Annotated in this window: 19 protein-coding genes; 5 read left to right on the top strand and 14 right to left on the bottom strand. The window is 60.5% G+C overall.

The genetic code is table 11. The features are described from left to right. Positions 1 to 180: 180 nt before the first annotated feature. From yjiA to C9383_RS18965, 3 genes are all read right to left on the bottom strand, one after another. The gene (yjiA, locus tag C9383_RS18975; RefSeq protein WP_090365719.1) at positions 181 to 1,140 is read right to left on the bottom strand and encodes a GTPase; all 960 of its coding nucleotides are present in this window, start codon (positions 1,138 to 1,140) and stop codon (positions 181 to 183) included. A gap of 151 nt (positions 1,141 to 1,291) precedes the next feature. Further along, complete coding sequence (locus tag C9383_RS18970; protein ID WP_003194308.1) at positions 1,292 to 1,489, bottom strand: YbdD/YjiX family protein; 198 nt, start codon at positions 1,487 to 1,489, stop codon at positions 1,292 to 1,294. Between the two features lie 15 nt (positions 1,490 to 1,504). Next, a complete protein-coding gene (locus C9383_RS18965; protein WP_090365717.1) occupies positions 1,505 to 3,571 on the bottom strand; it encodes a carbon starvation CstA family protein in 2,067 nt (688 codons plus the stop codon). A 173-nt stretch (positions 3,572 to 3,744) separates the two neighbouring features. On the opposite strand from C9383_RS18965, the gene C9383_RS18960 reads away from it, so the two are divergent. Then, positions 3,745 to 4,113, top strand: a complete 369-nt coding sequence (locus C9383_RS18960; RefSeq protein ID WP_090365716.1) for a PilZ domain-containing protein — start codon at positions 3,745 to 3,747, stop codon at positions 4,111 to 4,113. Positions 4,114 to 4,117: 4 nt separating this feature from the next. Here C9383_RS18960 and C9383_RS18955 read toward each other — a convergent pair whose 3' ends face one another. From C9383_RS18955 to katB, 4 genes are read right to left on the bottom strand one after another with little or no spacing between them, the layout of a single operon-like run. Continuing rightward, positions 4,118 to 4,855: a hypothetical protein gene (locus C9383_RS18955; protein WP_090365714.1), complete on the bottom strand. Its 738-nt coding sequence runs from the start codon at positions 4,853 to 4,855 to the stop codon at positions 4,118 to 4,120. A 16-nt stretch (positions 4,856 to 4,871) separates the two neighbouring features. Beyond that, positions 4,872 to 6,239: a DNA repair protein RadA gene (radA, locus tag C9383_RS18950; RefSeq protein ID WP_060752310.1), complete on the bottom strand. Its 1,368-nt coding sequence runs from the start codon at positions 6,237 to 6,239 to the stop codon at positions 4,872 to 4,874. A 35-nt stretch (positions 6,240 to 6,274) separates the two neighbouring features. Further along, a complete protein-coding gene (locus C9383_RS18945; RefSeq protein ID WP_060752311.1) occupies positions 6,275 to 6,814 on the bottom strand; it encodes an ankyrin repeat domain-containing protein in 540 nt (179 codons plus the stop codon). A 55-nt stretch (positions 6,815 to 6,869) separates the two neighbouring features. Beyond that, positions 6,870 to 8,411, bottom strand: a complete 1,542-nt coding sequence (gene katB / locus C9383_RS18940) for a catalase KatB (protein ID WP_090365713.1) — start codon at positions 8,409 to 8,411, stop codon at positions 6,870 to 6,872. A gap of 287 nt (positions 8,412 to 8,698) precedes the next feature. Between katB and mscL the strand changes: the two genes are divergently transcribed. Further along, on the top strand, positions 8,699 to 9,115 hold the full coding sequence (gene mscL, locus C9383_RS18935) for a large-conductance mechanosensitive channel protein MscL (protein ID WP_060752313.1): 417 nt from the start codon (positions 8,699 to 8,701) through the stop codon (positions 9,113 to 9,115). Positions 9,116 to 9,153: 38 nt separating this feature from the next. Here the strand turns inward: mscL and C9383_RS18930 are convergent, their stop codons facing one another. After that, a complete protein-coding gene (locus C9383_RS18930; RefSeq protein ID WP_060752314.1) occupies positions 9,154 to 9,930 on the bottom strand; it encodes a ferredoxin--NADP reductase in 777 nt (258 codons plus the stop codon). A 445-nt stretch (positions 9,931 to 10,375) separates the two neighbouring features. On the opposite strand from C9383_RS18930, the gene C9383_RS18925 reads away from it, so the two are divergent. Both C9383_RS18925 and C9383_RS18920 read left to right on the top strand, forming a co-directional pair. Continuing rightward, on the top strand, positions 10,376 to 11,086 hold the full coding sequence (locus C9383_RS18925) for a helix-turn-helix transcriptional regulator (RefSeq protein ID WP_090365711.1): 711 nt from the start codon (positions 10,376 to 10,378) through the stop codon (positions 11,084 to 11,086). A 143-nt stretch (positions 11,087 to 11,229) separates the two neighbouring features. After that, positions 11,230 to 12,354: a methyltransferase gene (locus C9383_RS18920; RefSeq protein ID WP_090365710.1), complete on the top strand. Its 1,125-nt coding sequence runs from the start codon at positions 11,230 to 11,232 to the stop codon at positions 12,352 to 12,354. Between the two features lie 65 nt (positions 12,355 to 12,419). On the opposite strand, the gene C9383_RS18915 is transcribed toward C9383_RS18920, so the two are convergent. Genes C9383_RS18915 through C9383_RS18905 form a run of 3 tightly spaced genes read right to left on the bottom strand, consistent with a single transcriptional unit; the run spans position 12,420 to position 15,049 of the window. Then, on the bottom strand, positions 12,420 to 12,587 hold the full coding sequence (locus C9383_RS18915) for a DUF2474 domain-containing protein (RefSeq protein ID WP_081086932.1): 168 nt from the start codon (positions 12,585 to 12,587) through the stop codon (positions 12,420 to 12,422). 13 nt (positions 12,588 to 12,600) lie between these two features. Continuing rightward, the gene (gene cydB, locus C9383_RS18910) at positions 12,601 to 13,608 is read right to left on the bottom strand and encodes a cytochrome d ubiquinol oxidase subunit II (protein ID WP_060752317.1); all 1,008 of its coding nucleotides are present in this window, start codon (positions 13,606 to 13,608) and stop codon (positions 12,601 to 12,603) included. 1 nt (position 13,609) lies between these two features. Next, positions 13,610 to 15,049 carry a cytochrome ubiquinol oxidase subunit I gene (locus C9383_RS18905; RefSeq protein ID WP_060752318.1) on the bottom strand — a complete coding sequence of 480 codons (1,440 nt, stop codon included), beginning with the start codon at positions 15,047 to 15,049 and terminating at the stop codon, positions 13,610 to 13,612. A 317-nt stretch (positions 15,050 to 15,366) separates the two neighbouring features. Here C9383_RS18905 and C9383_RS18900 point away from each other — a divergent pair, with 317 nt between their 5' ends. Beyond that, positions 15,367 to 16,605: an MFS transporter gene (locus C9383_RS18900; RefSeq protein ID WP_090365708.1), complete on the top strand. Its 1,239-nt coding sequence runs from the start codon at positions 15,367 to 15,369 to the stop codon at positions 16,603 to 16,605. Here C9383_RS18900 and C9383_RS18895 read toward each other — a convergent pair. From C9383_RS18895 to C9383_RS18885, 3 genes are read right to left on the bottom strand one after another with little or no spacing between them, the layout of a single operon-like run. Beyond that, positions 16,602 to 18,785 carry a xanthine dehydrogenase family protein molybdopterin-binding subunit gene (locus C9383_RS18895; protein WP_090365706.1) on the bottom strand — a complete coding sequence of 728 codons (2,184 nt, stop codon included), beginning with the start codon at positions 18,783 to 18,785 and terminating at the stop codon, positions 16,602 to 16,604. The genes C9383_RS18900 and C9383_RS18895 overlap by 4 nt on opposite strands. Beyond that, entirely contained in the window at positions 18,782 to 19,771 is a 990-nt protein-coding gene (locus C9383_RS18890) for an FAD binding domain-containing protein (protein WP_090365705.1), read from the bottom strand. Before C9383_RS18890 ends, C9383_RS18895 begins: the two co-directional genes overlap by 4 nt. Next, positions 19,768 to 20,277: a (2Fe-2S)-binding protein gene (locus C9383_RS18885; protein WP_090365703.1), complete on the bottom strand. Its 510-nt coding sequence runs from the start codon at positions 20,275 to 20,277 to the stop codon at positions 19,768 to 19,770. Before C9383_RS18885 ends, C9383_RS18890 begins: the two co-directional genes overlap by 4 nt. Positions 20,278 to 20,365: the final 88 nt, after the last annotated feature.

The following is a 20,365-nucleotide window of genomic DNA, read 5'->3' as shown; positions in this document are numbered from 1 at the left end:
GCAGTGGTTTGAATAAGAAGCCCGGCTCCAGAGCCGGGTTTTTTTATGCCATTTTCAATTTGAAATACCATCAACTGTGGGAGGGGGCTTGCTCCCGATGGCGGTATGTCAGTGATAGATAACTGCCTGGCACCCCGTCATCGGGAGCAAGCCCCCTCCCACAGTTGCCTGTATTTCAAGTCAGGATTGGTAAACCTGCTGAAACCCGTCGCGAATCTTCTGTTCCGGCAACTCATCGGCAATGAACACGATCACACTCTCCCGCGCCTCGCCCTCGGCCCATTCGGTATCCCAATCGAACCCGTACAGCTTGAGCACGCCCTGGAACACCAGGCGTCGATCCTCCCCGGCAATGTTCAGCACGCCTTTGTAGCGCAGCAGTTGCTTGCCGTGATCTTCGAGCAACTCGTTCATGAACGCGCTGAGACGATCGATATCCAGCGGCTGGTCGGTGCGCAGCACCAGGCTTGAGATGCGGTCGATGGAAGGCGCGGCACTCACCGGACGCAGTGTCATGCCGGCGTTGAGGTTGAAACCGCGCACATCGAGCAGTTCGGCCAGATCGATAGCGCCATGGTCCACCACACGAATCGGCGCACGGCGGTTGATGCGTGTCAGGCGCTGGCTCAGGGCGTCAAACGTCGCGTCATCCACCAAATCACGCTTGCTCACCAGCAGGCGGTCGGCGAAACCGATCTGGGCCTGGGCGATGGTCTGGGTCAGGTGATGTTCGGCGTGGGCGGCGTCCACCAGGGTGATGATGCCGTCGAGGATGTAGCGCTCGCGCAGTTCTTCGTCGATGAAAAACGTCTGGGCCACGGGCGCGGGGTCGGCCAGGCCGGTGCATTCGATCACCAGGCGGTCGAAGGCGATCTCACCGCTGTCCAGGCGTTCCAGCAGCAGGTACAGGGCTTTGGTCAGGTCGGTGTGGATGGTGCAGCACACGCAGCCGTTCGACAGGGTCATGACTTGCACCGGCTCATCACCCAGGAGTTGGGTGTCGATACCGGCGTCGCTGAATTCGTTTTCGATCACGGCGATCTTCAGGCCGTGCTCGGCTTTTAGCAGGTGCCGCAGCAAGGTGGTCTTGCCGGCGCCCAGGAAACCGCTGAGGACCGTGACTGGAATGGGAGAGGACAAGCGCAATTCTCCTGAAGCAATACATAAACAAATGTGGGAGGGGGCTTGCTCCCGATAACGGAGTGTCAGCCACTAATAAGGTCACTGACACTCCGCTATCGGGAGCAAGCCCCCTCCCACAGTAGAATCACCGCCAACCCGAATTAACGGGTCAGCAGCACTTGGGCCCACCCTTGCCGCCGTAACGGGCCTCTTGGCGTTCCCGGAAGAACGCCTTGTAGTCCATCACCGGTTTGTCCGGGTGTTTGGTTTGCATATGCTCGACGTAAGTGTCGTAGTCGGGCATGCCGACCATCAGGCGCGCGGCCTGACCGAGGTATTTACCGAGGCGACTGATGTCATTGAACATGGTTGCAACCCTCGATTACGCGTCTGGTACAGCCTGGAATGGGGCTTCTTTATCCGTACGTTCCTTGTTGCCCCAGGAGGCGACACCCACCTTGAGCGCATAGAACAGGATACTGAACACCACAAACAGGAACAGCGCCGTCAGCGTTGCGTTGGTGTAGGCGTTGTAGATCACGTGCTGCATCTGGTCGATGCTCTTGGCCGGGGCCAGGATCTGGCCGTTCGCCAGGGCATCGCTGTACTTCTTGGCCAGCGACAGGAAACCGATCGCCGGGTTCGCGTCGAACAGCTTGATGAAGCCTGCGGTGGTCGTGCAGATCAGCAGCCATACCGCCGGCAGCAGGGTGACCCAGATGTAGCGTTGGCGCTTCATCTTGATCAGAACCACAGTGCCCAGCATCAGCGCGATGCCCGCGAGCATCTGGTTGGAGATACCGAACAGCGGCCACAAGGTGTTGATGCCGCCCAGTGGGTCGATCACGCCTTGGTACAGCAAGTAACCCCACATCGCTACGCACCCTGCGGTGGCGATCAGGTTGGCGGTCCAGGATTCGGTGCGTTTGAGCGCCGGCACGAAGGAACCCAGCAGGTCCTGCAGCATGAAGCGACCGGCACGGGTGCCCGCGTCGACGGCCGTGAGGATGAACAACGCTTCGAACAGGATCGCAAAGTGGTACCAGAACGCCATGGTGTTTTCACCCGGCAGTACGCTGTGCAGGATCTGCGCGATACCCACCGCCAGGGTCGGCGCACCACCGGCACGGGCCAGGATGGTGGTTTCACCAATGTCGTGGGCCACGGCCTGCAGCGCCTCGGGCGTAATCGCAAAGCCCCAGCTGCTGACGGTTTGCGCCACGGCCATCACATCACCACCGACCACGGCAGCCGGGCTGTTCATGGCGAAGTACACGCCTGGCTCGATCACCGAGGCGGCAACCATGGCCATGATCGCCACGAACGACTCCATCAACATGCCGCCGTAACCGATGTAGCGGGCGTTGGTTTCGTTATCCAGCAGCTTGGGCGTGGTGCCCGAGGAAATCAGTGCGTGGAAACCCGACACCGCGCCACAGGCGATGGTGATGAACAGGAACGGGAACAGGCCGCCCTTCCAGACCGGGCCGGTGCCGTCGATGAATTGGGTCAGGGCCGGCATTTTCAGCTCTGGCATGGTGACCAGGATGCCGATTGCCAGGGCGATGATGGTGCCGATCTTCAGGAAGGTCGACAGGTAGTCACGTGGCGCGAGGATCAGCCATACCGGCAGCACCGCGGCGACGAAACCGTAGCCGATCAGCATCCAGGTGATCTGGATACCGGTGAAGGTAAAGGCTTTGGCCCAGACCGGGTCGGCCGCGATTTGCCCGCCCAGCCAGATCGAACCCAGCAGCAGCAACACCCCGAGGATCGAGATCTCACCAATGCGGCCCGGGCGGATGTAGCGCATGTACACGCCCATGAACATCGCGATCGGGATGGTCGCCATCACCGTGAAGATGCCCCATGGGCTCTCGGCCAGTGCCTTGACGACGATCAGCGCCAGCACCGCGAGGATGATGATCATGATCAGGAAGCAGCCGAACAGCGCGATGGTTCCCGGGATGCGGCCCATCTCTTCGCGGACCATGTCGCCCAGCGAACGGCCATTGCGACGGGTGGACAGGAACAGCACCATGAAGTCCTGCACCGCACCGGCCAGTACCACACCGGCAATCAGCCACAGGGTGCCGGGCAGGTAGCCCATTTGCGCCGCCAACACCGGACCGACCAGCGGGCCTGCACCGGCAATCGCCGCGAAGTGGTGACCGAACAGAATATGTTTGTTGGTCGGCACATAGTCCAGACCGTCATTGTTGAGCACTGCGGGGGTGGCCCGCCGAGGATCGAGTTGCATCACGTTGTTAGCGATGAACAAGCTGTAGTAGCGATAGGCAACCAGATAAATGGCCACCGCCGCGACCACAATCCACAAGGCGTTGATCGCCTCGCCGCGGCGCAAGGCCACTACGCCCAGGGCGCACGCTCCTACAATTGCCAGCACCAGCCAGGGTAGGTGGCGTAGCAGGCTATTATTATTTTTCATTTTTATATTCCAGCCAGGGTGGACAGAAGGACAGCCACCCCGAGTTTAGCGCTGTTGGCTTCAAAGACCACCCCCCTACGTTGGTCTAGAGCCTTGCAATGGCAAAAAAAGCAGAAAACCACGCCCGATGATGGCGCAGGGCTACACTGCTTCTATCCACAGAGGGACTCACCATGACCGAACACCCGCCTGAACGTCGCTGCTTTCGCCGGATCGCAATGGACGCTGTGACCGAACTTCGGCAAAACGGCCACGAATGGCCGGTTAAATTAGTCGACTTGTCGCTGAAGGGTTTGGCAATAAAACGACCCGAAGCCTGGAAGGGTAACAAGGCATTACCGTTCGAGGTCGATATCCGCCTGGACCCAAAGGCGCACATCAAGATGCAGGTGAAACTGGCCCACGATGGCGACGACCAATTGGGGTTTATGTGCAAGGAAATCGACCTGGATTCGATCGGCCATCTGCGTCGGCTGATCGAGCTGAACCTGGGTGACCCGGAAGAACTCGAGCGCGAACTCGGCGCCTTACTGGAAGTGTGATCCCTCAGGGAAATGCGGTTCGTGCCGGGAAGTCGCTTTCCGTGTCCCAGTAACCCTGTTTCTGGCTTGAAGTGCTCTGCCATTGCCCGTCGACAAAGCGATAAGTCTGATAACGGGTGGTGAAATCATCCTCTTCACCTTCACCCTCGCCCTCCATGAAGCATGACACCTGCAGCAGCTCATCCGGCCCGCCACTGGCCGGATGAGCCACTTTCCAGGCTGCCTTGCCCGTGTGGGCCAGGGTCAACGGCTGGACTCTGCCCTCGGCATTCTTGTAGCTCATCGGCTTGAGTTGCTGTGTAGCCGGCTGCAACAGTTGGGTGGCCGGGCCGCTGTAGGTGCCCATCGGCGCGGTTTGATCAACGATCAAAAAATACACAGGTTCGGGCAGCCCGTTGAGCGCAGCTTTCTTGACCTTGGCCAACGGGTAGCCCAGGTCCTGCTGCGCGATCTCCTCACCGGCAGCCGACACCAGCCGCACGCGGGCTTCAAGCAGCGGGTTGTCGACCAGGTCGCCAGGCTCGTCAAACGAGTCTTCAAGCTGCCCGTTGCCCCAACTGTCCTTGTGCAGCTGCGCGCTGATGCGCTGGTCTTCCAGCACTTGCAACTGACGGCCCTCTTCGATCGTCAGTGTCTGCGCCAGGCGGTAACCGGCCGGTAGCTGCGCAGCCCAGGCCATGGCGGGTGCGCCGACCAGCAGGACAAACAGGGCCGCGAGGCCCGGGTAACTCAATCGTTGCATAGCGTCCCTTCCCGATTTATTCGAACAGTGCGTCCAACGCCTGCTCCAGGCGCGTGACAGCAATAATTTGCAAACCTGCCGGCGACTCTTTAGGCGCGTTGCCCTTGGGGACGATAGCGCGCTTGAAACCATGCTTGGCGGCTTCCTTCAAGCGCTCCTGGCCACTGGGCACCGGGCGTACTTCGCCAGACAGGCCGACTTCGCCGAACACCAGCAGGTCATGGGGCAATGGCCGGTTGCGCAGGCTGGACATCACCGCCGCCATCAACGCCAGGTCGGAGGCGGTTTCCAGTACCTTGACCCCGCCGACCACGTTGAGGAACACGTCCTGGTCGTGGGTGGGAATACCGCCGTGACGGTGCAATACCGCCAGGAGCATCGCCAGGCGATTCTGATCCAGGCCGAGGGTGACCCGTCGCGGGTTGGCCAAGTGGCTGTCATCCACCAGCGCCTGGACCTCCACCAGCATCGGGCGGGTGCCTTCCCACGTTGCCATCACCACGCTTCCCGGGACTTCTTCCTGGGCACGCGTCAGAAAAATTGCCGACGGGTTGGAGACTTCTTTCAACCCCCTGTCGGTCATCGCGAACACACCGAGTTCGTTGACCGCGCCAAAGCGGTTCTTCACCGCCCGCAACAAACGCAGACGACCATCGGATTCGCCTTCGAAATACAGCACGGTGTCGACCATGTGCTCAAGTACTCGAGGCCCCGCCAGCGCCCCTTCCTTGGTCACATGGCCGACCAGGAAGATCGCCGTGCCGCTCTGCTTGGCATAACGCACCAGCAGCGCCGCACTTTCGCGCACCTGGGACACGCCGCCCGGCGCCGATTGCAGTTGTTCGGTGAAAATGGTCTGGATCGAGTCGATCACCATGACCTTGGGCTTTTCGATACGGGCCGTGGCGATGATGCTTTCGATGCAGGTCTCGGTCATCACCCGCAGTTGGTCCTGGGGCAAACCGAGCCGTCTAGCGCGCATGGCCACTTGCTGTTGGGACTCTTCACCGGTGACGTACAGCGCCGGCATGCGGCTGGCGATGCTGCACAGGGTTTGCAGCAGGATGGTCGACTTGCCGATGCCCGGGTCGCCACCGATCAACACCACCGAGCCATCCACCAGGCCGCCGCCGAGCACGCGGTCCAGCTCGCCGGACGCCGTGGAGAACCGCGGGATCTCCTCGACACTGACCTCGGCCAGCGTCTTGATCTGCGCCTGTTGCCCGGTCCAGCCGGCACGCCCGGCAGGCGCCGCCGCACCGCCGCTTTCGATCATGGTTTCAGTCAGGGTATTCCACGCGCCGCACTCGCTGCACTGGCCGGCCCACTTGGGAAAGGTCGCGCCGCACTCCGTGCAGCCGTACATGCGCTTGGCCTTTGCCATTTGAGAACCTCCAACCGAAAAACCGCGATGATAGCTCAGCGCGGCGCCGGGGTCCGGATTTCACCACTGGCCAATCGTGAAGCACTGTTGCCGATCGGGTCCTCGGCGTTGAGATCGGCGCCTTTGGCTTTCAACGCATCCAGCAACTCGACACGCTTGAACAAACCGGCGTACATGGCCGCAGTCTGCCCGGCGCCATTGCGTTGGTCGGGGTTGCAGTCGGTGGCCAGCAGGCGCTGGGCGATTTTAAGTTCGCCCTTGAAGATCGCGCCCATCAGCGCAGTGTTGCCGCGTTTGTCCTGCACACAGGCGTCGGCGCCGGCGTTGAGCAAACGTTCCACGAAAGGGCCCTGGCCGTGGTAGGCGGCGAGGATCAGCGCGGTGTAACCCTTGTCGTCCTGCGTATTGAGGCTGTAGCCGGACTCGATAAAGGTATTGAGCATGTCGAGGTCGCCACGGCGGGCAGCGTCAAAGTAATAGTCCTGAAGCTGCGCCTTGAGTGCCGCAGGTTCTGGGGATTCGGCATGGGCGACAAACGCCAGCATGGCCATCAGCAAACCGATAGAAATTCGCATAGGGTTCTCCTGTCAGAGATCGACGCCCCAGGGAGCGTCGATCGGAACCAACGGATCAGTCAGTCAGTTTTTCAGCCAGCGCCTTCACACGCGCCAAGTCACCCTTGGCGATCTTGGCCACGCCGGTGCCGTACTCCGGGTCGGCCTTGTAGAGGAACGACAGGATGATGTGCTTGCTCTCGTCATCGGTGGTGGCCAGGGAGCCGCCAAAGTTGTCGATCAAGTCCTGACGTTCTTTCTTGCTGTAGGAGCGGTACAGATCACCGGCCTGCTTGAAGTTCTGCTCACGCTGGATCTTCGCCTGCTGAGTGCTGCCCGACAGCGCCAACTGGCTGTAGCGCGCAGTTTGCGGCTCTTCCCGCGGCATCAGGCGGCTCGGCTGGTAGTTCACGCCGGTGGTGGTCTTACCGGTATTCATCGCGCCATCCTGGTTACCGTTGTTGACGGTCACCCGGGGGGCGTTGATCGGCAGTTGCAGGGCGTTCGGCCCCAGGCGGTACATTTGTGTGTCGGCATAGGAAAACACCCGACCTTGCAGCAAGCGGTCTTCCGACGGTTCGATGCCGGGTACCAGGTTGGCCGGAGCCATGGCGACTTGCTCGGTTTCCTGGAACACGTTGGCCGGGTTGCGATTCAGCACCATTTGCCCGACTTTGCGCTCCGGCACATTCGGCCAGATCTTGGTGGCGTCCAGCGGGTCGAAATCAAACTTGGCCAGGTCTTCGGGCTTGAGCACTTGCACATACAAATCCCACTTGGGGAAATCGCCCTTATTGATATGGGTGACCAAGTCATTGGTCATATGGCTGTAATCACGGCCCTGTACTTCGGTGACTTGCTTGGGATCAAGGTTCTTGATGCCTTGCAGGCTCTTCCAGTGGAACTTGACGTAGTGCACTTCACCCTTGGCGTTAATCAACTTGTAGGCATGTACGCCATTGCCGTCCATTTCCCGGTAACTGGCCGGGGAGCCGGAGTCAGAGTACAACTCGGTCAACGTACGGGTGGACTCCGGTACATGGGAGAAGAAGTCAAAACGGCGTGAGTCGTCGTCCAGGTTAGTGCGTGGGTCCGGTTTGAAGGCGTGGACCATATCCGGGAACTTGATGGCGTCGCGAATGAAGAACGTCGGGAAGTTATTGCCCACCAGGTCCCAATTACCCTCGGCGGTATAGAACTTGGTGGCGAAGCCACGTGGGTCACGCAGGGTTTCCGGGGAATGGTTGCCGTGAACCACCGCAGAGAAGCGCACAAACACGGGGGTGGTTTCACCGGCGGCGAACACCTTGGCCTTGGTCAGGTCGCTGAGGTTATCCGTGACCGTGAAGGTGCCATGGGCGCCGGTGCCACGGGCGTGTACCACACGCTCCGGAATGCGCTCGCGGTCGAAGCGTTGCAGTTTCTGAATCAATTGCACGTCTTGCAGCAGTACCGGGCCGTTGGCGCCGGCGGTTTGTGAGTTCTGGTTGTCACCGACGGCTGCACCGTTGTCACGGGTCAGGTTGGCGGCTTGCACGGAGAGGGAAAGCAGGCTGGCGGTCACCAGTGCCAGCGCACTGCGCGCCGATACCGGCTTGCGGCGAATGAGAGTGTTCATCAAGGTTTCCTCTGGTTTTTTTAGTGCACATTCAGTTGTGCTTGCCAGAGGCTAGTGACCTGGGAGTCAGAAGATAAATAGAAAAACGCCACAGGGCCGATTAAGAAAATAATGTGGTAAACCACTGAATTCAGGCGTATTTCGCGCGCGATTGATGGCACTTTGCAAACTAATTACGATTTAATGTGTCGATAAAAGCCGTCAGTGTTAACAGTTGTGTCAAGCAAGCCTGCTGTGACTGACTTACACTGACCTCCACCCTTCTCATCTGTAACAAGGAATAACCTATGGGCGTGATCAGTGAGTTCAAGGCCTTCGCGGTCAAAGGCAATGTCGTCGACATGGCCGTCGGTATCATCATCGGTGCCGCCTTCGGTAAAATTGTTTCCTCGTTTGTAGGCGACGTGGTGATGCCTCCTATCGGCCTGCTGATCGGTGGCGTGGACTTCGCGGACCTGGCGGTGCAACTCAAGGCCGCACAAGGCGGCGCTCCGGCGGTGGTACTGGCCTATGGCAAGTTCATCCAGAGCATCATCGACTTTGTGATCATCGCGTTCGCGATCTTCATGGGGGTGAAGGCCATCAATCGTCTCAAGCGCGAAGAGGCGGTGGCTCCAACCTTGCCACCGACGCCGACCAAAGAAGAAGAGTTGCTCACCGAGATCCGCGACTTGCTCAAGGCTCAGAACAACAAGCCGCTTTAACCGATGCAACCCAAAGGCGCCCTTCGAGGCGCCTTTTTCTACCAGTAGTTTTCCACGGCCACCTGGCCCGGACGACGGCTCAGGCTCAGTTGCAGATCGCGCTGCTTGAGCAATTGGCGTGTGTCGTCGACCATTTGCGGGTTACCGCAGATCAGTACGCGAGAGTGTTCCGGGGTTAACTCGACACCGGCCGCACGCTCCAGCTCACCATTTTCGATCAAGGTGGTGATGCGCCCATTCAGCGCGCCCGGGTGCTGTTCACGGGTAACAATGGGGATATAAGTCAGCTTGTGGGCGTGCTCAGCCAGGTACTCCCGCTCGCCCAGCGTGTGGATCAACGACTGGTAGGCCAATTCCTTGGCCTCGCGGGCGCTGTACACCAGCACGATACGCTCAAATTTCTCCCAGACTTCGAAGTCCTGCAGCATCGACAGGAAGGGTGCAACACCGGTCCCCGTGCCCAGCAGCCAGAGATCACGCCCATCCACAAAGCGGTTCAGGGTCAGGAAGCCGGTGGCCTGACGCTCCACCATCAGCGTATCCCCCACCTGCAAGCGGCTCAGCTCGCTGGTGAATTCGCCCCCCGGGACGACAATCGAAAAAAAGTCCAAGTGCTCGTCAAAGGGCGCAGACACGATGGAATAGGCGCGCCATACGGTGCTGCCATCCGCCTTGGTCACCCCCAAGCGCACGAACTGGCCGGCGGTAAACCGAAAGCCGGAGTCGCGCGTGGTGCGCAGGGTAAACAGACTGGGGGTCAGCGACTGCACGTCGAGCAAGGTCTGGCGGGTAAATTTCTCAGCACTGGCCGTCATGGGGAACTCCGTTTTGCACAGAGCCCTAGTGTCCCTCAAAGCAGCCTGCGCAAACACCGCTGATTTGTACTGGCATTGCCGAAGGGGTCGCAATGCGCACCGGTACAGATTTTGTCAATATCAAAAACAGTTGCCGATAACGGCACATTAGTTCAAACAAACTATTTAGCTATTAGCCCAGCGAACTTTTAACGACAGATGGAACAGCGCCCCAACGCGCCATCAGTCTGACACTATCCACAACTCATTAAATTCCATAAAGAAGTTATTGGGGAGAAAAATTCTTGTACACGCCAGCAATAGCCGTACAAGACAATACTCAACTCACGTCTAGTTAAACAGAACATTTTTTCCACGGCCCTGTAGGCGATGTCCTACACTAATTTTCGTGCAGCGTCGGGAGGAGGACGTACCCACGCCACGCAAAATTCATGGAGAGTTACAAATGGTGAAATGGCGCAATACCCGGCTCCCCAAACTGGAAGGTGAAAACGAGATTACCAGTGTATTTGACATGGTCCTTAACCGTACCAATGAACTCGGCTTCCAATTCTGTTCCTTTACTATGAGTACCCAACTCGCTGACGACCAAACAAAACCCATTCAAGTCAATAACTACCCAAAGGAATGGAACGAGCTGTATCAACAGGCGCACTTCTTCCCCATCGACCCTGTTGTTGCCCACTGTAAACGCTGTGTACTGCCTATTGTCTGGGAGCAAAAGGCATTCGACTCCTCACCCAACTTATGGTCGTTGGCCCAGACGTTTGGTGTGGATTGTGCCTGGACGCAGCCGGTGCACGACTTCCAAGGTGTCTACAGCATGCTGACCCTTGCACGCAGCAGTGGTGAAGTGAGCCCGCAGGAGCTGTATGAAAAAGCCGGCCAGGTGTTATGGCTTTGCCATGCAATGCACTCGGTGGTTGCACGCAAGTACACCGATGAGCCCAGTGCGTCGCCCTGCTGCAAACTGACCCCACGGGAGACGGAAATCCTCAAATGGTCAGCCTTGGGCAAGACCGCCGGGGATATTGCGACCATTCTGTGCCTGTCCGAGCGCACCGTAGGCTTTCACATCAAAAGCACGTTCAACAAACTGGGGGTCAACAACAAGATCGCCGCCGTCCTCAGAGCCTCCAAAGCGGGGTTGTTTTAGCCGGCACGGAAACACCGCATGTCATCAGGCTCAAAAAAAAGTACCATTTACGACCCATTCTGAGTGTTGAGCGGCGCCTTCAGGTGTCACCTCGTAGTTCACTCAGACGGTTCCGCCGATGATCACCCAGAGCCTCCCCCGCCATGCCCCTGCTCCACAGCCCGTTCGCCCAGCTCGATCTGATCCGCCAACCCGAGCAACATAACGATCCGCTGCAAGCCTTCGATGCCGCCGACGAGTACCTGCTCGACTATCTGGCGCAGCAGCAGCCGGCGGCAGCCACTCGCGTGCTGGTGCTCAATGACAGCTTTGGCGCCTTGGCCGCCAGCCTCCAGGGGCAGGTACAAGTGACCTCCAGTGGTGATTCGTTTCTTGCAGCCTTGGGGTTGGAAAAAAACCTGGTGCGCAACGGCAAGACGTTTGATGCGGTGCCGTTCATCCCGGCCAGCCAGGTGCCCACGGGGCCGTTCGACCGGGTGCTGATCCGCGTGCCGAAAACCCTGGCCTTACTGGAGGAACAATTGATCCGCCTGCAGGGTCAGCTGGCACCGGGTGCCGAAGTGATCGCCGGGGCGATGATCAAGCACCTGCCACGGGCTGCGGGGGAATTGCTGGAGCGCTACATCGGGCCAATGCACGCCTCACTGGCGGTCAAGAAGGCACGCTTGTTGATCGCGACCGTCGACCAACGGCCCACCGCCCTCTCGCCCTACCCCACCCGCTACGCCCTCGACGCCCCGGCCATCGAACTGCTCAACCACGCCAACGTATTCTGCCGTGAAGGCCTGGATATCGGCACCCGCGCCTTTCTGCCCCACCTGCCGAAAAACCTCGGCAACGCCCGCGTGGCGGACCTGGGCTGTGGCAACGGTGTATTGGCAATCGCCAGCGCCTTGCAAAACCCTGCTGCGCACTACACCTTGGTGGACGAGTCCTTTATGGCGGTGCAATCGGCCGCCGAGAACTGGCGCGCCGCGCTGGGTGAGCGCGACGTGGTGATACGCGCAGGCGACGGCCTGGCCGGCCAGGAGGCGCAGTCGCTGGACGTGGTGCTCTGCAACCCGCCTTTTCATCAGCAACAGGTAGTCGGCGATTTCCTCGCGTGGCGCATGTTCCAGCAGGCGCGGGAAACCCTGGTCGTCGGCGGTGCTCTTTACATCGTCGGCAACCGTCACTTGGGCTACCACACCAAACTGGCCCGGTTGTTCCGGGGTGTCGAGCAAATCGCCACCACGCCAAAATTCGTGATTATCAAAGCGCGCAAATAAAAAAACCCTGCCACTCGTGCAAATGACAGGGCTGAAAGCCGGGCCGTGAGGCCCGGATTGGGATGTCAGTGCGTGGTCAAGCCGGCCGCGTTCATGAACAGGCGCATCAGGCTGGCCACGATGAACAGGGCCAGCACGCTGCCGGTCCAGATCATCGCCAACCACCCCAGGCGCCGCCACAACGGCTGTTTCTCGGCCTGTTCAATCTCGTGCAACGTCGGTTTGCCGGACATGGGACGCTCCCTCCTAGTGGTAACCGTCTTCATGGGTGACCTTGCCGCGGAACACGTAGTAGCTCCAGAAGGTGTAGCCCAGGATGAACGGAATGATGAACAACGTGCCCACCAGCATGAAACCCTGGCTCTGCGGCGGTGCGGCGGCATCCCAGATCGAAACTGATGGCGGGATGATATTTGGCCACAGGCTGATCCCCAGGCCGCTGTAGCCGAGGAAGATCAACACCAGCGTCAGCAGGAACGGCGTGTAATGGGCATTACGTGCCACTGCGCGAATCAGCCCGTACATGGTCACCAACACCAGGATCGGCACCGGCAGGAACCAGAACAGGTTCGGCAAGGTGAACCAGCGCGAGGCGATTTCCGGGTGCGACAGGGGCGTCCACAGGCTGACGATACCGATCACCGCCAACACCACGAAGGCCAATGGCCGCGCCAGGTTGTGCATCTGCTCCTGCAACTTGCCTTCGGTTTTCATGATCAGCCAGGTGCAACCCAGCAGGGCATACGCAACCACCAGGGCGACACCGCAGAACATCGTGAACGGCGTCAACCAGTCCAGCGAGCCGCCGGCGAACTGACGGTTCACCACCGGGATGCCGTCAATGAACGCCCCCAGCGCCACGCCCTGGAAGAACGTCGCGGCAATCGAGCCGCCGATAAACGCCTTGTCCCACAGGTGGCGCTTGTGGTCCTTGGCCTTGAAGCGGAACTCGAACGCCACGCCACGGAAGATCAGCCCGACCAGCATCAGGATCAGCGGCAGGTACAGCGCCGACAACACCACCGAATAGGCCAGCGGGAAAGCGCCGAACAACGCCGCGCCGCCCAGTACCAGCCAGGTCTCGTTGCCGTCCCATACCGGGGCGACGGTGTTCATCATCACGTCACGGTCGACTTTGCCCGGAATAAACGGGAAGAGGATGCCGATACCCAGGTCGAAGCCGTCCATCACCACGTACATCATGATGCCGAAGATGATGATCACGGCCCAGATCAGCGGAAGATCAATACCCATCTCAATTCCCCTTGTGCTGGATGTCGGCGTGTTGGTCATCACTGCCGTCATCGGCCGCCGACAACGGACGCGCCGGTGTGCGTTTCTGGCCAGGGCCACCGTGGGTTGGCTCGGTACTTTCGTGAGTAACCGGACCTTTGCGTACCAGACGCATCATGTAACCCAGACCTGCGCCAAACAGCGCGAAGTACACCACTACGAACAACACCAGGGTGATCGTCATCTGCGCCAAGCTGTGTCCGGAAGACGCATCCGCCGTGCGCATCAAACCGTAAACCACCCACGGCTGGCGGCCGATTTCGGTGGTGAACCAGCCGGCGAGAATCGCGATCAACCCGGACGGGCCCATCCACAACGCCAGGTACAGGAACGGTTTGCACGAGTACATTTTGTCGCCCTTGCGCAGCCAGAGGCTGAACAAGCCGGTGAAGATCATCAGGAAACCCAGGCCAACCATGACCCGGAACGACCAGAACACGATGGTCGAGTTGGGGCGGTCCTCAGGCGGGAACTCCTTGAGCGCCGGCACCTGCTTGTCCAGGGAGTGGGTCAGGATCAGGCTTCCCAAGTACGGAATTTCCACCGCGTACTTGGTTTTTTCGGCCTTCATGTCCGGCCAGCCGAACAGGATCAGCGGCGTCGGTTCGTTGCCGACGTTTTCCCAGTGGCCTTCAATCGCGGCAATCTTTGCCGGTTGGTGCTTGAGGGTGTTGAGGCCATGGAAGTCGCCGATGACCGCCTGGATAGGCGCGACGATCAGGGCCATCCACATCGCCATCGACAGCATGGTGCGGATTGCCGGGTTGTCCTTGCCACGCAACAAGTGCCAGGCCGCCGAGGAGCCGACGAAGAACGCGGTGGCCACGAAGGCCGCCGTGGCCATGTGTGCCAGGCGGTAAGGGAACGACGGGTTGAAGACCACCGCGAACCAATCGGTCGGGATCACGCGTCCGTCAACGATCTCAAAGCCCTGAGGCGTCTGCATCCAGCTGTTGGACGACAGGATCCAGAAGGTGGAGATCAACGTACCGACGGCCACCATCACCGTGGCGAAGAAGTGCAGCTTGCGCCCCACTTTGTTCCAGCCGAACAGCATCACCCCCAGGAAGCCTGCTTCCAGGAAGAACGCCGTGAGCACTTCATACGTCAACAGCGGGCCGGTAACGGAGCCGGCGAAGTCCGAGAAGCGGCTCCAGTTGGTGCCGAACTGGTAGGCCATGACCAACCCGGAGACCACGCCCATGCCGAAGTTGACGGCAAAGATCTTCGACCAGAAGTGGTAGAGGTCACGGTAGGTGTCGTTGTGGGTCTTGAGCCACAAACCTTCCAGTACCGCAAGGTAACTGGCCAGGCCGATGGTGATCGCCGGGAACAGGATGTGAAACGAGATGGTGAACGCAAATTGAATTCGGGCGAGATCTAGCGCCTCCAAACCGAACATAAGTTTTCCTCTGTCAGGTAATACCGGCTGCTGGCGGGAGCCTGCACCCACTGCCCCCACGGATATGGAGCCTGGCGAATTTCAATTCGTTTCTTTTTTTTACCCACCACGCGGGGAATCTGGCCTTGCGGCCGCCAGAACAATTCCGCGGCCGGTTTTGATCTGGATCAAGCATTGCTGAAAGAGTAGTCCCATTTTCGTTGCAGGACGGCGTGGTCTTTTGCCGCGTGACAGACTGCCTCAGCTCAGTTCCTGCAACCATCTGTTACAACTTGATGATAATCTCGGCCTTTCTCCGGCCCTGACCTGAACTCCCGATGCCAAGCGAACCCCTGTTGCTGCTGCGCCATCACCGCCCTTTCATCGCGTTCTGGCTGGCGCGGATCTTTACCGCCAGCGGCTTCCAGATGCTCACCGTGGCGATTGGCTGGAACCTCTACCAATTGACCGGCAACGTGCTGGACCTGGGCTTGGTGGGTCTGGTCGAATTTGTGCCACGCGTACTGTTCATGCTGCATACCGGGCATGTGGCCGACCGTTACGAGCGCCGCAAGGTGGCCGCCATCTGCCAGACCGTGCAGGCGTTGATTGCCCTGAGCCTGGCCATCGGCGGCCTGACCGGCCACGTGACCCGCGAGATGATCTTCATCCTCGCGTTCCTGTTGGGCGCCGCGCGCTCCTTTGAAATGCCCACCACCCAGGCGCTGCTGCCAAGCATCGTGCCCAGCGCATTGTTCCCGAGGGCGGTGGCGTCCTCCCAGTCGGCCCAGCAACTGGCGACCATCGTCGCGCCGGCGCTCGGCGGTTTGCTGTATGCATTCGGCAGCGTGTGGGTCTACGGGCCTACCGTGGTGCTTTACCTGATTGCCTGCACACTGACTCTCAACCTGCCCGCCCGCCAGACCCCACTCAATAAAGGCAAGGCCACCCTGGATTCGCTGCTGGCCGGCATCCGTTTCATCCGCAGCCGCCCGGACATCCTCGGCGCCATTTCCCTGGACCTGTTCGCCGTGCTGCTGGGCGGCGCCACCGCGTTGCTGCCGGTGTTCGCCAAGGACATCCTGCTGACCGGTGCCTGGGGCCTGGGCCTGCTGCGCTCGGCACCGGCGGTGGGTGCGTTGTTGATGTCGTTGTGGCTGGCGCGGTTTGCCGTGGACCGGCACGTGGGACGCGTGATGTTCACCGCCGTAGGCGTATTCGGCGTGGCGACTATCGCCTTCGGCCTGTCGACCTCGTTCTGGTTCTCCCTGGGGGTGCTGGTGGTGTTGGGCGCGGCGGACATGATCAGCATGGTGATCCGCGCCTCGTTCGTACAACTGGAAACCCCGGATGAAATGCGCGGGCGCGTCAGTGCGGTCAACGGCCTGTTCATCGGCGCGTCCAATCAACTGGGCGAGTTCGAGTCCGGGATCACCGCCCATTGGTTCGGCACCGTGCCCGCCGTGGTCATGGGCGGGGTCGGGACATTGCTGGTCACCGGGGTGTGGATCAAGCTGTTCCCGACCCTGGCCAACCGCGACCGGATGCATGTTCCGGTCGAAGAGGCCAAGGTTTAAAGCACCTTATCCAGGGTGATCGGGAAGTCCCTGACCCGCTTGCCGGTGGCGTGGTAGACCGCATTCGCGACGGCTGCCGCCACCCCGACAATGCCGATTTCACCGACCCCCTTGGAACCCAGGGCATTGACGATCTCGTCGTGTTCTTCGACGAACAGCACGTCAATGTCACCGATATCGGCGTTTACCGGAATGTGGTACTCGGCCAGGCTGTGATTCATGTAACGACCCAGCTGATGGTCGACCTGGGTTTCTTCGTGCAGCGCCATGCCGATGCCCCACACCACCCCACCGAGAATCTGGCTGCGGGCCATCTTGGGGTTGACCACACGCCCGGCCGCAACGGCGCTGACCACCCGGCTGACGTGCACAGTGCCGAGGTCTTCGTCCACCCGCACCTCCACGAACACCGCTGAATGGGTGGCGGTGGCGTAGCCTTCGCGCTTTTTGTCGGGCTCGCTGTCGACCTGGACTTCCAACGCCTCTTCACCGCTGTCCTTGACCAACTGCGCCAGCGAAACACTGACATCCCCGCAGTGCAGTTGGCCGTCTTCGAAGCGCACCGCTTCAGCCCCTTTAAAAACCGGGTAAGTCTGCCGGGCGACTTTCAGCAACTTGGCGTTCAACGCTTCGCACGCTTGCTGAACGGCGGTCCCGACGGAAGAGACGGTGAACGAGCCCCCTTGCAGCGGCGCCGTAGGCAACGATGAATCCCCCAATAGAAACGCCACGTCCTTGACCGCCACCCCACTGGCCTGCGCCGCGATCTGGGTCATCACGGTATAAGTTCCGGTGCCGATATCCGTGGTGGCGCTGCTCACCGTCAGCTTGCCCTGCGCGTCGATCCGCGCCTTGGCGCTGGCCTTCATCTGCATGGCCTCCCACACACCGCCGGCCATGCCCCAGCCGATCAATTGCCGGCCCTCTCGCATGCTGCGCGGCTCCGGGTTGCGCCGCTGCCAGCCGAAACGTTCGGCGCCTTCGCGGTAGCACTCACGCAGCGCTTTACTCGACCAAGGTTTGTCTTCGTTCTGGTTACGCTCGGCGTAATTGATCAGGCGCAGTTGCACCGGGTCCATGCCCAAGGCACACGCCAGTTCGTCCATGGCGCACTCCAGGCCGATCACCCCCAGGGCAGCGCCAGGCGCACGCATATCCAGCGGGGTGAATACATCGAGCGGCACAAGTTTGTAGGTCAGTTGCACGTTGTCGCAGTGGTAGAGCATGCCGCTCCATTCCACCACGTGCTCACTGAAGTCCTCGAAACGCGAAGTCTGGCCGATTGCGGTATGCCCAAGTGCCAGCAGTTGCCCGTTGGCTGCGGCGCCCATTTGCAGGCGCTGCAAGGTGCGCGGGCGGTAGCCGAACGTGAACATCTGTTGACGCGTCAGGGTGACCCGTACCGAACGCTTGAGCGCCAGCGACGCCATCACCGCCAGCGGCAATTGATACTGCGGACGCAAGCCCGAGCCGAACGCCCCGCCAACGAAAGCGGCAAAGATGCGCACCTGGCTTTTATCCAGACCGAACACCTTTTGCACATAGGCCTGGCAGTTCTGTGGCCCTTGGGTTTTGTCATGGATATGCAGGGTGCCATCCGGCTGATACAGCACCGTACTGGCATGCGGCTCCATAGGGTTGTGATGCTCGATGGGCGTGCTGTAGTGCAGATCCAGGCTGACGGCGGCGGCGCTCCACTGCGCCTGAAAGTTGCCACGCGGCTTGGGCGGCGTTTGCGGGGAAGCGTGGGCCTGCTCCTGCATCGCCAGCAAGTCGGTCTCGAAAGCTTCGCGCTCGTACTCGATATGCACCAGCGAACCGGCATGCCGCGCCAGCTCCAGGTTATCGGCGATCACCAGGGCCAATGGCTGGCCGCTATAGAGCACGCGGTCGTTGTACAACGGGCGAAACGGCGAACCGTCCGCGGCATCGTCATCGGCAAACGCGTCGTCGTAACTGGCGAGTTTCGGCCGGTTGAGGTGATCGAGCACCATGACCACGCCGGGCAATGCCAGGGCTCTGGACGCATCGATCCTGACCACTCGCCCCTTGGCGATAGTACTGGACACCACGCTGCCGTGGAGCAGGTCCTGACCGGCAAACTCACCGGCATAACGTGCCTGGCCCGTCACCTTGAGCAGACCATCGACGCGGTCCAGGGGTTTTCCGATAGCGGTCATGGGCGTTCTCCTGCGACAGCGGCATCGCTCAGGGCGCGGATAATCGCCCGACGCGCCAGCTTGATCTTGAAGACGTTGTGTTCCAGCGGCTCGGCATCCTGCAACAAGGCGTCAGCGGCACTGCTGAAGGTTTCGCGGCTGACCGTACGGCCGATCAGCGCGGTTTCCACCGCTCGGTCCCGCCAGGGTTTGTGCGCCACGCCGCCAAGGGCCAGGCGGGCGTCGACGATGGTGTCACCGTCCAGCTCCAACGCGGCGGCAACCGACACCAGGGCAAACGCGTATGACGCACGGTCGCGCACTTTCAAATAATGACTGTGGCCCGCCAGACGGTCGGCCGGTAACTCAATGGCCGTGATCAGTTCATCATCGGCCAACAGGTTGTCGCGCTGCGGCGTGTCGCCCGGCAAGCGATGGAAATCGGCAAACTCAATCACACGCGAACCGCCACGCCCCTCCACATGCACCCGTGCCTCCAGGGCGGCCAGGGCGACACACATGTCCGAGGGGTGGGTTGCCACGCACTGCTCGCTGGCACCGAGAATGGCATGAATGCGGTTCAAGCCGGTTCGCGCCGGGCAGCCACTGCCCGGCTCGCGCTTGTTGCAGGGCACGCCGGTGTCATAGAAGTAATAGCAACGGGTGCGCTGCAACAGGTTGCCGCCAGTACTGGCCATGTTGCGCAACTGCGGTGACGCACCGGCGAGGATCGCCTGGGACAGCAAAGGGTAACGGGCTTCGATCAACGGGTGCCAGGCCAGGTCGGCGTTGCTGACCAGGGCGCCGATCATCACGCCACCACTGGCCGTAGGTTCAACGCCATGCAGCGGCAGGCCGGTGATATCGATCAAGTGTTCGGGCCGGCTGATGTTCTCTTTCATCAGGTCCAGCAAATTGGTGCCGCCGGCAATAAAGCGCGAGGCGGCGCTACTCAGCCGCACCGCTTCATGTACGTCGGTCGGCTTGCTGTACTGGAAAGGGTTCATGGTTTGTCTCCCAGCACGACCGCTTCAATTGCATCGCGGATGTTGCTGTAGGCACCACAGCGGCACAGATTGCCGCTCATCAGTTCCTGGATCTGCGCGGGGTCCTGGGCCCGCCCCTCATTGGCCAGGCCAACGGCAGAACAAATCTGCCCAGGCGTGCAATAGCCACACTGGAACGCGTCATGCTTGATAAACGCCTGCTGCATCGGATGCAGCTCGTCGCCGTCAGCCAAGCCCTCGATGGTGGTCAACTCGGCACCGTCGCACATCACCGCCAGGGTCAGGCAGGCATTCACGCGTTTGCCGTCACGCAATACCGTGCAGGCACCACATTGGCCGTGGTCGCAGCCCTTTTTGCTGCCGACCAGGTCGAGTTGTTCGCGCAGCAGGTCGAGCAAGGTGGTCCAGGGCAACACGTTCAGCTGGCGCTGCTGGCCGTTCAGGGTCAGGTGTATCGGGTGGCTGACGAACGGTCGGGCCGCCGCGTCATTGGGGATTGCGCTCATAAACACCTCACGGGTTGAAGTCCGTTCGCGGCGTTCGGGAAAGTCGCCGTCTCTGGGGTACGACTACCCGTGGTTATGAGCGTTCAAG

This window comes from Pseudomonas palleroniana, assembly GCF_003031675.1.
GTDB classification, from domain to species: Bacteria; Pseudomonadota; Gammaproteobacteria; order Pseudomonadales; family Pseudomonadaceae; genus Aquipseudomonas; species Aquipseudomonas palleroniana.
This window is presented reverse-complemented; position numbering and strand designations above follow the sequence as displayed.